The organism is Bacteroides luti (assembly GCF_900128905.1).
In the GTDB taxonomy this organism is placed as follows: domain Bacteria; phylum Bacteroidota; class Bacteroidia; order Bacteroidales; family Bacteroidaceae; genus Bacteroides; species Bacteroides luti.
In genome coordinates, this window is sequence record NZ_FQTV01000008.1 from 36,418 (window position 1) to 48,948 (window position 12,531).

At 36.0% G+C, this 12,531-nt stretch carries 13 protein-coding genes and 1 pseudogene; 8 read left to right on the forward strand and 6 right to left on the reverse strand.

Features of this window, described 5'->3' with window-relative positions; genetic code table 11:
* Positions 1 to 69: 69 nt before the first annotated feature.
* The 4 genes and pseudogenes from sul2 to BUC21_RS08615 all read left to right on the forward strand — a co-directional run bounded on the left by sul2 (position 70) and on the right by BUC21_RS08615 (position 3,047).
* A complete protein-coding gene (gene sul2, locus BUC21_RS08600) occupies positions 70 to 885 on the forward strand; it encodes a sulfonamide-resistant dihydropteroate synthase Sul2 (RefSeq protein ID WP_001043260.1) in 816 nt (271 codons plus the stop codon).
* A 1-nt stretch (position 886) separates the two neighbouring features.
* A pseudogene (locus BUC21_RS08605) lies at positions 887 to 1,387 on the forward strand (IS1595-like element ISBbi1 family transposase); the annotation flags it as partial.
* A gap of 69 nt (positions 1,388 to 1,456) precedes the next feature.
* A complete protein-coding gene (locus tag BUC21_RS08610) occupies positions 1,457 to 2,002 on the forward strand; it encodes a BRCT domain-containing protein (protein WP_005807148.1) in 546 nt (181 codons plus the stop codon).
* Positions 2,003 to 2,222: 220 nt separating this feature from the next.
* On the forward strand, positions 2,223 to 3,047 hold the full coding sequence (locus tag BUC21_RS08615; protein ID WP_004295324.1) for a class D beta-lactamase OXA-347: 825 nt from the start codon (positions 2,223 to 2,225) through the stop codon (positions 3,045 to 3,047).
* Between the two features lie 202 nt (positions 3,048 to 3,249).
* On the opposite strand, the gene erm(F) is transcribed toward BUC21_RS08615, so the two are convergent.
* From erm(F) to BUC21_RS08630, 5 genes are all read right to left on the reverse strand, one after another.
* Positions 3,250 to 4,050: a 23S rRNA (adenine(2058)-N(6))-methyltransferase Erm(F) gene (gene erm(F) / locus BUC21_RS08620; protein WP_004295323.1), complete on the reverse strand. Its 801-nt coding sequence runs from the start codon at positions 4,048 to 4,050 to the stop codon at positions 3,250 to 3,252.
* Between the two features lie 23 nt (positions 4,051 to 4,073).
* A complete protein-coding gene (locus tag BUC21_RS16465; RefSeq protein ID WP_175550506.1) occupies positions 4,074 to 4,232 on the reverse strand; it encodes a hypothetical protein in 159 nt (52 codons plus the stop codon).
* Positions 4,233 to 4,288: 56 nt separating this feature from the next.
* Positions 4,289 to 4,432: a hypothetical protein gene (locus BUC21_RS16470; RefSeq protein WP_175550505.1), complete on the reverse strand. Its 144-nt coding sequence runs from the start codon at positions 4,430 to 4,432 to the stop codon at positions 4,289 to 4,291.
* Entirely contained in the window at positions 4,423 to 5,355 is a 933-nt protein-coding gene (locus BUC21_RS08625) for an agmatine deiminase family protein (protein WP_073401275.1), read from the reverse strand. Before BUC21_RS08625 ends, BUC21_RS16470 begins: the two co-directional genes overlap by 10 nt.
* 593 nt (positions 5,356 to 5,948) lie before the next feature.
* Positions 5,949 to 6,809 carry an AraC family transcriptional regulator gene (locus BUC21_RS08630; RefSeq protein WP_073401277.1) on the reverse strand — a complete coding sequence of 287 codons (861 nt, stop codon included), beginning with the start codon at positions 6,807 to 6,809 and terminating at the stop codon, positions 5,949 to 5,951.
* A 253-nt stretch (positions 6,810 to 7,062) separates the two neighbouring features.
* Here BUC21_RS08630 and BUC21_RS08635 point away from each other — a divergent pair, with 253 nt between their 5' ends.
* The 3 genes from BUC21_RS08635 (at position 7,063) to BUC21_RS08645 (ending at position 8,637) form a co-directional block, all read left to right on the forward strand.
* Positions 7,063 to 7,455, forward strand: a complete 393-nt coding sequence (locus tag BUC21_RS08635; protein WP_073401279.1) for an HU family DNA-binding protein — start codon at positions 7,063 to 7,065, stop codon at positions 7,453 to 7,455.
* A 73-nt stretch (positions 7,456 to 7,528) separates the two neighbouring features.
* Positions 7,529 to 7,927: a hypothetical protein gene (locus tag BUC21_RS08640; RefSeq protein ID WP_073401281.1), complete on the forward strand. Its 399-nt coding sequence runs from the start codon at positions 7,529 to 7,531 to the stop codon at positions 7,925 to 7,927.
* 317 nt (positions 7,928 to 8,244) lie between these two features.
* Positions 8,245 to 8,637 (forward strand): hypothetical protein, encoded by a 393-nt coding sequence (locus BUC21_RS08645; RefSeq protein WP_073401283.1) that lies wholly within the window; start codon positions 8,245 to 8,247, stop codon positions 8,635 to 8,637.
* A 143-nt stretch (positions 8,638 to 8,780) separates the two neighbouring features.
* Here the strand turns inward: BUC21_RS08645 and BUC21_RS08650 are convergent, their stop codons facing one another.
* Complete coding sequence (locus BUC21_RS08650) at positions 8,781 to 9,749, reverse strand: Acg family FMN-binding oxidoreductase (protein ID WP_073401285.1); 969 nt, start codon at positions 9,747 to 9,749, stop codon at positions 8,781 to 8,783.
* Between the two features lie 137 nt (positions 9,750 to 9,886).
* Between BUC21_RS08650 and BUC21_RS08655 the strand changes: the two genes are divergently transcribed.
* Complete coding sequence (locus BUC21_RS08655; protein WP_245797083.1) at positions 9,887 to 12,448, forward strand: TonB-dependent receptor; 2,562 nt, start codon at positions 9,887 to 9,889, stop codon at positions 12,446 to 12,448.
* Positions 12,449 to 12,531: the final 83 nt, after the last annotated feature.

Here is a 12,531-nt window from a genome sequence, read left to right on the forward strand (position 1 = left end):
GGATAATCAGAATCTTTAAACATCCTAATTAACTACCTGCGGATTTTAGGTATTATTATAGAAGCCCCCATGAATAAATCGCTCATCATTTTCGGCATCGTCAACATAACCTCGGACAGTTTCTCCGATGGAGGCCGGTATCTGGCGCCAGACGCAGCCATTGCGCAGGCGCGTAAGCTGATGGCCGAGGGGGCAGATGTGATCGACCTCGGTCCGGCATCCAGCAATCCCGACGCCGCGCCTGTTTCGTCCGACACAGAAATCGCGCGTATCGCGCCGGTGCTGGACGCGCTCAAGGCAGATGGCATTCCCGTCTCGCTCGACAGTTATCAACCCGCGACGCAAGCCTATGCCTTGTCGCGTGGTGTGGCCTATCTCAATGATATTCGCGGTTTTCCAGACGCTGCGTTCTATCCGCAATTGGCGAAATCATCTGCCAAACTCGTCGTTATGCATTCGGTGCAAGACGGGCAGGCAGATCGGCGCGAGGCACCCGCTGGCGACATCATGGATCACATTGCGGCGTTCTTTGACGCGCGCATCGCGGCGCTGACGGGTGCCGGTATCAAACGCAACCGCCTTGTCCTTGATCCCGGCATGGGGTTTTTTCTGGGGGCTGCTCCCGAAACCTCGCTCTCGGTGCTGGCGCGGTTCGATGAATTGCGGCTGCGCTTCGATTTGCCGGTGCTTCTGTCTGTTTCGCGCAAATCCTTTCTGCGCGCGCTCACAGGCCGTGGTCCGGGGGATGTCGGGGCCGCGACACTCGCTGCAGAGCTTGCCGCCGCCGCAGGTGGAGCTGACTTCATCCGCACACACGAGCCGCGCCCCTTGCGCGACGGGCTGGCGGTATTGGCGGCGCTGAAAGAAACCGCAAGAATTCGTTAACTTTTCGGTGGCCAGTAAGGAAATCGAGCGAGGCAAGGGTACACGTGGCCGGGGAGCCGAGGGAAAGCAGAACGTTGCGGTGATGGCCGAAAGCACCCCGTTGGAAGATATCGAAACGGGCAAAAAGGAGAAGCATGTGCGTTATTTCAAGGCCAGGGTACTGGATAGCCATCAAAGTGAAGGAATCAACGGCGTGGTCAGGGACTGCATGGAGGATGATGCCATCGTATTTTCGGACAAAAGCACTTCTTACGTTGACATCTCCGATCTGGTGGAATTGCACGTCACCGAGAAATCAGACGCCAAAACCACCAAGGAAACACTCAAATGGGTGCATATCGCAATCAGTAATGCAAAACGGACATTGCTGGGCAACTACCATAAAATCAAAAGGAAATACTTACAGTTGTATCTCAACGAGTTTATTTACAAATTAAACAGACGGTATTTTGGAGACAAACTCTTTGACAGACTAGTAATTGCGAATATAACAGGTGCATAAACGGATAATCAGAAAAATCTATATGAACATTATAATTTAAAACCATATGTCATAAGTTATATTGACACAATGTTATTTGCAGATAAACTTGGGATGCCTAAAAAAATAAAAGATTTAGCAGAGAGTTTGGACTTAGAAGTAACAAATCATCACGACCCAGAATTCGATGCAAAACTTTGTGCTTTAATATTTGGCGAATTGACTGACAAGTATCCAAGTTATCAAGAACTAATAAGAAAAATTGATGACCAGCCTAAAACAAATAATAATTATTTCAATCAACCAAGTGAAGATGTTTTAGAAGAAAATGAAGAGCATTTATCAAATTATCAAATAACTCAAAACGAACTTGAAAACATTGATTTAATAGGAAAAGGAATAGTTATTACGGGCAACTTTTCAATAGAAAGAGAAGAAATAAAAACTTTTCTAATGAAAATTGGTGGACAAATAAAATCAGGAATAACAGGTAAAGTAGATTTTGTTTTTGCAGGTGAAGATTGTGGTTGGTCAAAAATCCAAAAAATAAACGACTTAAACCAATCAAAAAAAGCAAACATTAGAATTTTAAACGAAGCTGACTTAAATTATCTTATCAAAAAATACGGCATATAACATCGCATTGGCAAAATGGCGGGTTAAGTGCCAAACTCAACTTTTGTGCATTTTATTCCGCCGAATGTGTTCCACATTCAGCTTTTTTTAATAATTTAGCTTCTGTGGAAACACATCGGCTACGTCACTGCTAAATTGAACTTTTTGTCCAATTTATCCGCCACTTCGCCAATGCGTTTCCCGTTAGTGGCAACAAAAACAAACGATAATTAGACAATAAATGAAAAATATTTTATTTGTAGTTTTTATTTCAATGATATTTTTATTTGTTTGCTGTAACACAACAACGAATAAAAACATAATTGAAACAGAAATTTCTGATTTTGACAAAATTTTAGATAGTTTTCAAGTAAATGGTTCAATTCTAATTTATGATAACGACAAGAATACTTTTTACTCAAATGACTTTGATTGGGCTAAAAACGGAAAATTACCTGCATCAACATTCAAAATTCCAAATTCTATAATTGCTGTTGAATTAGGCATTATTGAAAATGATACAACTATTTTAAAATGGAATGGCGAGCAGAGAAAAATGGATATTTGGGAAAAAGATTTATCATTTAAAGATGCTTTTAGAATTTCCTGTGTTCCTTGCTATCAGGAAATTGCAAGGAAAATCGGAACAATTAAAATGAAAGAATATTTAGAAAAATTTGAGTATAAAAATATGATTTTTGACAGTTTAACGATTGACAATTTTTGGCTTGAAGGAAATTCAAAAATATCTCAAAAACAACAAATCGACTTTTTAAGGAAATTCTATTTTTCAAAATTTCCAATTTCTGATAGGACAATAAAGATTGTCAAAAATATTATGGAAATTGAGCGAACTGAAAATTACATTTTAAGCGGTAAGACTGGATTAAGTTCGATAGAAGAAAAATATAATGGTTGGTTTGTTGGTTATGTTGAAACAAAATCTAATGTTTATTTTTTTGCAACAAATGTAATTCCGACAGACGGATTGAATGTTGATGATTTTATTTCATCGAGAATTAATGTAACAAAAAATGCGTTAAAGCAAATGAATATAATGAAATGATAAATGCCACTAACATATGGTAGCCGATAATTGCCGGCTTTCGTGCCAACTTGATACTTTGGTGCTTTTAACGAACCGAAGTGCTAAATTGATACGAAAGTGCTGTAAATCCGGCAACTACGGCTACCATTTTTCGTTATGCGGCAGCTTAAAAGACGACACCAAACCAGAAAAATCATCTTGACAACCACCCGACTTTGAACTACGAAGGATGAAATTTTTCAGGGACAACTTCCAGCATTTCCAAAAAACAGTTTACCCATTGACTTGGAGACAAACAAACAATTTGAGCATTAAGGTTTAAACCGAATTTTTCCGAAATTGACCTGACCTGACTTTTCCTGAAAATCGACTTTAAAGCTGTTTTTACAGATAAATCAGGTTTCTCTAACAGACAGGAAATAAATGCTAAGTATTTGGCTTTAAACTTAAAATCAAAAAATAACTGTTTTCTTTTAATGTTTAACAGGGCTGATTTGACAGTTGGCGGTGGAAAGAAACTTTCAGGACCTACCTCATAGACAAGTTTCAAATCAAAAAAAGTATGATAGAAAACGGTATATGGATTGTAAAGCTTCCTCGAAAATAACTTTTGTGTAGGTTCTAACTGAAGGACAATGGAACCTCCCAGAAAATTTCCAAGACTCTCAAACATCAGGATTTTGAAAATATCGGAAGTAATGCCATAAGGAATATTTGACACCACTTTGAAAGGAAATTTCGGAACTGCAAAATTCCTAAAATCACAACCGACAACTTGAACATTTCGGGCATCAGAAAATAATTTTCGTAAATGTTCAACCAAAGCTGTGTCGTTTTCAATAGCAACAACATTGTTGGCGATTTTTAATAAATGAACAGTAAGAAACCCCTTGCCTGCCCCAATATCTAAAACCGTATCCTGATTACTTATATTTGCTTGTCTTATTGCATCTTTTATTAGCACTTTATCAATAGTAAAGTGCTGACCCGTAAAACGAACGGGCAATTTCTTTTTTGTCATTAGTAACTTCTTACAGGTGAATACTAATAATAAAACTCTATTTCTAAAAAATCATATATATCAGTTCCTTTTTCAATATGATAGTTCTGAAATAATGCATTAGCAATCTGTTTAAATCTAGCTTCTACATCTACATCACTTTTAATAATAAGCATTTCTTTTAATTCATCTACGTTATTCATGATAATCTTGTTTTAAAATTAGTATAACAAATGTAATAAAATATTAGATAGACTGATTATCTATTTCCCTTTTTATTTTGTTTTTTAAGTTCTTCCAATATTTTCTTTTGGTTTCTTGCAATTTTACTACTACCGCTAACCCAACGCTGCAATTTCATTCCTACCCAAAATAAAATTATAAAGCCTATAATTAATTCCATTGTTTTCCCTCTTTATTTATGTTATCAGTTAATTTTATGCAAGAGCTAACCGATTTAAATCTTTGCACAGCAGAGCAATAATCACGAAAGCCCTGATTAGATTTCACATTCCAGGAGATGCAATTCAATGCACCACCTAGTTTTATTAAACTTCGAGCATCAATTGGAACAATACGTCCCTTATATTCCGGAAAAAGCGTTTCAAATTGTTTTATTGCCTGATTATCCTCTTCGATCCCTAACCAGGGAAGCAATATAATATCTTTGGTACGTAGATAGTTTATGTAAGCCCAGTTATTTTCAGAAGGCTTACTAACATCATAATGAAGCTCAATTATTTCAAATTTAGAGCCTAAAGATTTCAGTATTTTCTTTCTCAACAGGTTATCAAAATCCTGATAGTTTGTCAAGAGTAACTGATTCTCTCTTATATATCTAACCATTCCATCAGCATGCCCAAATGATTCAGCCTTATCCCATGGTATTACAATAAGTTCAGCCTTAAAAAGCTCCTCCAATTTGTTAAGTAAATCTATTCGAGAATAGTTTTTACTGTTTTCTTTAAAGACTTTATCAGTCATAATAACCGAATCATGACATTTAATTACATTACCACCATCAATAATAACATCTGTTAATGTAGGAGTTTGTCGTAGTCTTGAGCAACATTGGGTCGGATCTGTAATATATTCTTTCTTTTCACGTAAATAATCTGGATTATAACAATATTGCACTAAATAATTATCATTAATTTGTATTGGCATATAATCTCTAGCCCAATAATCTTTCGTTGAACAGAGAAATTCATGTTGTATTTCAAAAAACCTTAATACTTTATCAATAGTTTTATAACATTTAAATCTTTTTATCCAAGGAGAAAAGAATACAATGTCAGTATCTTGATCGGTAACTAATTTATTCATACTCTATCATTTACATTTTTAATATTGCAAAGATAAAGGTTCGTATAGGGAAATATACTACTCAAAAATGCAGATTTATTAAATGATCTGAATATAAAAGAAAGACACATATCGTTTAGCCATTGCTGTATTATATTGCAGCATTAAGACATTAATACTTTTCTTCTAAAAAATCGGTTCTTCGTCACTTTAGGTGCAAGATATTATATTAAGCCTTTTATTTCTGGTTTTTTGCAGTCTTTTTATCAGATTCAATAAATGGCTTATCAAAAAGCATGTAGAATCTTGATTGGATAAGCATTTGAAACTGTTTGCTTGCACCTAAAGTGACGAAGAACCAAAAAATCAAAATAAACCCTCACTACCCTCACCATTTTCACTAAAACCATTTATAGATAAGCCTTTTCAGAGGTGAGGGATGCAATATCAACCCTCACCAAATGCTGGTTATCCATCACCAAATACAGTCATCCCTCACCATTTCAGGAAAAAAACTACAAAAATCAAGGGCTATTATCTAAAATTAAAAACCCGGACAAAACAATATAAAACTGTTTTGTCCGGGTTATTCGGTTTATTTCGATTGCAAACCTTTACTGCAACGGAATATAAATCTCCGTCTTCAGTTTGGCTTCTTCCGTGCGTGAAGGATCATTGATATATTTCTCATACAACGGAGCGTTACGAAGTTCGTATCCACTATCGGGAAGCCATTTTGCGAAGATAGTATCATACACAATCCCGAGGTTTGTATAAGGACCTTGATACGAGAAAACAGCATACTTACCTCCGGCAATCTCTTTCACTCCTATTTCACCTTTTGGTTCTGCCGGTTTTGGAAGTACAAGACACACGTCAGTGCGAAGCTTTTCAGAGTTAGTAACCTTAGGATCATCATGATAAATGCTGATGTGCTCAATGCCTGCCGAGAAAAGTTTATTCTCTTTCACATACGCCCAAAGTTTGCCCCATGCCCCACAAAAGTCGAGTTCGGAATATGCTCCGGTTAAACGGATATAAATTGCTTTCTTAGTTTCAATATCTATCACCTTAGGCGATTTCAGATTCAAATCCGGATTTAATTGTACAGGTTTCATAATTACAAAGTTTTTATTGTTACGGTATTCTAATGGAGTTATATCATAAAATTGTTTGAACGATTTCGATAAAGAAGAAGGCATCTCATACCCCACACTATAGGCTATTTGCTCCACGGGAAGATCGGTATACCGAAGCAAACGGACTGCGGTTTCCAATCTTACTCTTATTATGTACGCTCCGAGTGTTTCGCCTAGAAAAGCTTTCATAATGCGATGAAAATGATAAGTTGACAGGTTTGACATCTCAGCCAGCTTTTGCAAATCGAGTTCCTCGTCGAGGTGGTTATTGATATAATCTACTACTACATTCACTCTTTTCAAATATTCTTCCCGTGTTGACGATTTTATTTCCATACTTCTTTGTTTTAATTGATAATGCAAAGATAAAGCGAGTTTGCTGATTATTCTTTTCCAATATTGCTAAATATTTTATCAAATATGTTTGCGGACTTCATTAAATAGCCGTAATATTGTATTTCGTTTGATATACATCAAAGCAGTATTATGATATACATCTAAGCATACGTTTGATGTACATCAAAGATAGTGTTTGATATACATCAAACGAAAAACATCCCTAGTATAAATAAAATAATCACTAATAATAATGGCATTCAGATATAGAGTAAAAACAAAACGTTCCGCACTGAAAGATAAAACAACAAAATACTACGCAGTTCCAATCCGCAATGAAAAGGTACATATTGCCAATTTGGCCGAAGAGCTATCACATCGTTGCTCCCTGTCAAAAGGAGATATTCTGTCAACCTTGTCGGGATTAGTTGATTTAATGGAAGAACATCTGCACAATGGCGACAGTGTTTATCTCGACAACCTGGGCATCTTCACTCTTTCTGCTACCAGTGATGGTTATGATACTCCGGAAGAGTGTACCCCATCAAAGGTAAGGGCACAGAAAATTTGTTTCAGGGCAGATAACAAGCTAAAGAAAAACCTTCAGTTTGTGAGATTTGAAAAAGACAAGTACAGCGCAGAATAATTTTTGCTAAACTCTTAAACATTTTTGCCCCTTTATATGTTATTAATAGGTTTAACTATTAAAGGAGGATTATATGAAAAAATTAGTTCTATTGGCTGCATTCATATTTGCAGCAAGTTTCGGCGCAGCAAACGCTCAAACAGTAAATAAAAAAGTTGAGAAAACAGAGAAAGCTGCTTCTGTTAAGAAAGAAAAAGCAACAAAAGCACAAGCTACTGTTAAGGACATGAAGTCTAAAACAACTACTAAATTTGAGAAAATTGATACTGAAGCTAAGTATAAAGCTGCTCTTGCCAAATATGACAAAGATTTGAAAGAGGGAAAGATTACTAAAGCTCAGTATGATGAAGCTGTAGCAAAATGCAAAAAAGAGTGTAAAGGAACAAAAGAAGTTGTAAAGACTAAAGCAAAAGAAGGAAAGAAAGAAGCTATGGACGCAAAGAAAGAAATGAAGAAAGATATGAAGAAATAATCTTTATTTAAAAATAGTTTCAATCAACGGGCAGAAAAGTTTGTTCTTTTCTGCCCGTTGTTGTTTCATCCATCCTTAAACAACAATTACATTTATGCTTCTATTAAGACAGCAATTAATTCAATTAACAAATATTCAAAATTGAAAGAATATAATTTAACAAATCATAATTTACAAAAAAAACTCTTCTATTTTTTGAGCATTACTATTTACTATTTCAATTTATTTTGTATTTTCACACTCTGAAGTCTGCATTAAACAAACACTTTTAGACAAAGTGAGAAATCAGGCTGATAACTAAATTAAAAACAACGGATATGAAAAAAATTATTTTATTTGCTGCATTCATTGCAGCTGTTAGCTTCACTGCAAACGCACAAACAGTATCAAAAAAAGTAGAAAAAGCTGAGAAGACTGCTACAGTACAAAAAGACAAAGCTAAAGAATGTTGTAAAGAAGCAAAAGCAGAATGTAAAGATGCTAAGGCTGAATGCAAAGACGCAAAGGCATGTTGTAAAGATGCTGCTAAAATGGCAAAAGCTGGAAAAAAAGAATGCAAAGCTGCATGTAAAGAAGCTTGCAAAGACGCAAAAGTAGCTAGCAAAGATGCTAAAGCTTGTTCAAAAGAATGCCAGAAAGATTGCAAAAAAGCATGTAAAGATGCTAAAGGTGAAGTTAAAAAAGCAGCTAAAAAAGAAGTAAAAGGATAATTCTTTAAAATAGTCTTATTATAAAAAAGATAGAAAGGAAAAGCTTTCTATCTTTTTTTATTATGTAAAACATGAGTCTGTTTATACAAATTATTCAATACTGCCTGAGATGTAATTAATAAACGTCTAGTTAAAGCCTGTTTTTAATTAAAGACCATATCAATAACCTCTTTTCTTGGCGAGTAAGGCATAGAAACAGCATGTCCAAGACGAACAAGCAACATAGGATATTCTCCATTTATATCAAGCTTGGTTCTCATTTCATCGGCAAGCGAATTCACCTCACATGGCTGATTTAAATAAGCATTGGTTACTCCCAACAATGTAGATTCTAGCAGGAATCGTTCAAGCGAGCGTCCTAAAGCAATCCAATCTAAAGGCGTACTATTTTCAACAGTAAAAAGAGCCAGCAGAGATGAAGATTCTATTTTCTTCTTATCCGATTTGTTTTGTGCCTCAGGAGTCAAAACAAAATTCATGATTGGTTTTCCTATCCATGAAGGGACCGATGGCGAACCCATAACAGCATACGTCAGTCCGTCTTTATATTTAAGAACCTGCTTTTTATTTAGTCGTATCCAGTTGGTAAGTTCTTTTTTAAAGGCACTGTCTGTCATCTGCATTTCATTACCTCTGTAAACAAACTCTTTCAACAGATTAAATTCTGCATCTTTTTTCTCAAACAAGTGAACATGTACCCCATACTCAAGCTGAACCTCCCTTAAAACTTTCAACGTATCTTTAGTCAACGACCTGTTAGTATAGATTCGTCTGTTGGTCTGTCTTTTATTGATCTGCTCGAAAAGAGAATCCGAATATGTTTTATCAGCTTTCTCTAATTCTACATGAACATAATATTCACCAGTGGTATCTGCAAGAATGCTTACACTATCCAGATACCCAAAATGACGTGCGGCAATACAAAGATTCTCTGTTGCAGTTCCTAAACTAATATACAACTCTCTGTTATTGCCATCCACCACAGGCAATGAGCGGCTAAAATCAGGATAAATATCAAGGCCTTTACTTGTTAACTTAAATCTCCAAGGCTGCGTATTATGTCCAGACGGGGCCTTCAACGCATACTCAACCAGTTCTGTAAATTGTTTCATCACTTTCTATTCTTCAATAATAACGTACAAATATATACTATTTATTTAAAAAATCACACCAAAAACATAAATATTTAGATATTACTTTTTAAACTCTATTTTATTGATATAGTGAGACGAACAAATTGAGAATTGAAATGTTATATAAGAAGCGTCAGTATATTCATTACCAAGAACTAAATTATAACGGAAATATGAGGAGTCTTTGTTTCATTCTTTTCCTGCTAATTTCCGTACTAAGCAACGTGGCTCAAACGCCTCAGAGAAGAACTGATCAACTGACAGGTTATACGGTTAAAGGAACTGTTATTGATTCTATATCCGGTCAGGGGGTACAATATGCCACACTTAGTATAGCCGCAGCACGCTCACCACAAAATCCGCTAAAGGTGGTGGTAAGTGATAATAACGGAAATTTCACGGCTTCTTTTAATGCTTCGCCCGGCAATTATGCAATTGCTATACAGTTTGTTGGCATGAAGCCAGCAGTAAAAAGGTTTTCTCTTACCTCAAATCAAAAACAGGTATCTTTGGGTTCTATATTTATGACTGAAACTTCAGCACTACTAAATGAAGTTGTGGTTGTGGCACAAAAGCCTTTAGTAAAGGTTGAAATAGATAAGCTGACTTACAGTATTGAAAACGACCCGGAAGCTAAGACCAGCAACACGTTGGAAATGTTTCGTAAGATACCAATGATTACGGTGGACAATGAAGATAATATTCAGCTGAAAGGTTCGTCCGACTTTAAAATATACCTGAATGGCAAGCCGTCAAACATGATAAGCAATAATCCGAGCGATGTTCTGAAAAGTATGCCTGCCAATTCCATTAAGAGTGTCGAAGTAATAACTGATCCAGGAGCCAAGTATGATGCTGAAGGTGTTGGGGGCATTATTAATATCATTACTGTAAAAAGCGGAATTGAAGGATATACAGCGACCATTCGGAGTAATGCCAGCACACAGGGACGCATGGGTGGAGGAGCTTATTTATCTCTAAAAATGGGAAAGTTTGGTATTACTGCAAACTACAATTACAATCACATCAACACGCCTTACAATGATTCTTATCTGGAACGTACAAATCAGGTAAATAACATAGAGAAATACATGACTCAGAACGGGCGTTCAAAGAATAAAGGACCGTTTCAGTTTGGTACTATAGAGGCCAGTTACGAGATAGACACACTTAATCTTGTAAGTTTGTCTGTCGAAAGGTTTAACGGAAATATGACTGGTATTTCAGACTACATGGTTGAAATGAAAGGTGCTGAATATAATCCTTATTACAGTTATGACAGATACAGCAAATCAACAAGGACGTTTGGTTCAACAGACATAAATGTAGACTACCAGCGCTCTACTCATCGCAAAGACGAACTTCTTACTGTTTCTTACAAATTCGACAACAACCCTAACGATAGTAAAAGCAACACTTTATTAAAAAACTTATCGGGTGCTGTTCCCCTATTTCTGGCACGTACTCAAAACAACGTAAATAAAGCCTCAACAAATGAGCATACAATGCAGCTTGACTATACACGTCCCACATGGCAGGGGCAAAAGCTTGAAGCCGGTTTAAAGTTTATTCTCCGTAAAAGTAATAGTGAAACAGAACGTTGGCAAAATGATACTTTGGTAATTGATCCGTCTTACGACTTTAAGCACACACAGGAAATTTATTCTGCTTATATCAGTTACGACATCAAGATAAAAAAGTTTGGAATTAAAGCCGGAGTACGAGAAGAAAGCACTACCCAGAAAGTGAAATACGTTCTTTCTCCCGATATGAATTTCCATGTCAGCTATTCCAATTTAGTCCCTTCGGCAACTGTTTCGTATATGAAAAATCCTTCAGAGCAAATCCGCTTTGGATACTCCATGCGTATTCGCCGTCCCGGCATTAGAAACCTGAATCCGTATATAAATGATACAGATCCTGAAAACATAAGCTATGGTAATCCAAAACTTAACCCCGAAAAAAGCCATAACCTGAATTTAAATTACAGTAGATTCACTCCAAAGCTTAATATTAATCTTGGTCTAAGTTATCGTTTCGAGAACAATGGTATAGAAAGCTACACATTTATTGACCCCCAAAAGCCAAATGTAAGTCAAACTACCTACGACAATATTGGTCATAGTCAACAAACCAGTTTTAATTTGTATGGTAACTGGAATGCTTTCAAGAACTTCAATCTTATAATAAACGGAGGCGCATTCTATGTAAACATGAAAAGTGATGCAACATCATCAACAGATAAACTGAGCAATAATGGATTCTTTTACAATTGCTATACTGGTCTTCAATATACGCTTCCCAAAAACTTCCGTTTGAATATTAATGGAGGTTACTTTGCCCCAAGAGTTAGTCTGCAGGGAAAAACAACGGCATTCTATTTTACCAGTTTTTCAGTTAGCAAAGATTTCCTGAACAAAAAATTATCGGTATCTCTCACTTGCTCTGATCCATTCTGGAAAACAAAAGAATATACAAGCAGAACAAACGACAGGAGTTTTACTATGAAGAATGTAAATTATATCAATGCACGCGATTTCAGAATAAGTCTGTCATACAGATTTGGAACTCTCAAAACATCAGCCGCAAAGAAAGCAAAGAAAGGAATTACAAATGATGATTTAAACAATAATAATGAAGAGAATCAAGTGGAAGGAGTAAATACAAACAACAGATAATATTCTGATTTAATTTATATAATCCTCTGGTATAAGTTAAAAGAAAGGGCGCCCAACAACCATTGAGCGCCCTTAGCTTTTTT

What these genes read in the sequence shown, in the direction of transcription:
- BUC21_RS08630 (WP_073401277.1), bottom strand. Translation starts at nt 6,809, where the DNA reads ATGGAAATAAAATCGTCAACACGGGAAGAATATTTGAAAAGAGTGAAT.
- BUC21_RS16470 (WP_175550505.1), bottom strand. Translation starts at nt 4,432, where the DNA reads ATGGAATTAATTATAGGCTTTATAATTTTATTTTGGGTAGGAATGAAA.
- BUC21_RS08650 (WP_073401285.1), bottom strand. Translation starts at nt 9,749, where the DNA reads ATGAAACAATTTACAGAACTGGTTGAGTATGCGTTGAAGGCCCCGTCT.
- sul2 (WP_001043260.1), top strand. Translation starts at nt 70, where the DNA reads ATGAATAAATCGCTCATCATTTTCGGCATCGTCAACATAACCTCGGAC.
- BUC21_RS08635 (WP_073401279.1), top strand. Translation starts at nt 7,063, where the DNA reads ATGGCATTCAGATATAGAGTAAAAACAAAACGTTCCGCACTGAAAGAT.
- BUC21_RS16465 (WP_175550506.1), bottom strand. Translation starts at nt 4,232, where the DNA reads ATGAATAACGTAGATGAATTAAAAGAAATGCTTATTATTAAAAGTGAT.
- BUC21_RS08655 (WP_245797083.1), top strand. Translation starts at nt 9,887, where the DNA reads ATGTTATATAAGAAGCGTCAGTATATTCATTACCAAGAACTAAATTAT.
- BUC21_RS08610 (WP_005807148.1), top strand. Translation starts at nt 1,457, where the DNA reads ATGTTATTTGCAGATAAACTTGGGATGCCTAAAAAAATAAAAGATTTA.
- BUC21_RS08615 (WP_004295324.1), top strand. Translation starts at nt 2,223, where the DNA reads ATGAAAAATATTTTATTTGTAGTTTTTATTTCAATGATATTTTTATTT.
- BUC21_RS08645 (WP_073401283.1), top strand. Translation starts at nt 8,245, where the DNA reads ATGAAAAAAATTATTTTATTTGCTGCATTCATTGCAGCTGTTAGCTTC.
- BUC21_RS08640 (WP_073401281.1), top strand. Translation starts at nt 7,529, where the DNA reads ATGAAAAAATTAGTTCTATTGGCTGCATTCATATTTGCAGCAAGTTTC.
- BUC21_RS08625 (WP_073401275.1), bottom strand. Translation starts at nt 5,355, where the DNA reads ATGAATAAATTAGTTACCGATCAAGATACTGACATTGTATTCTTTTCT.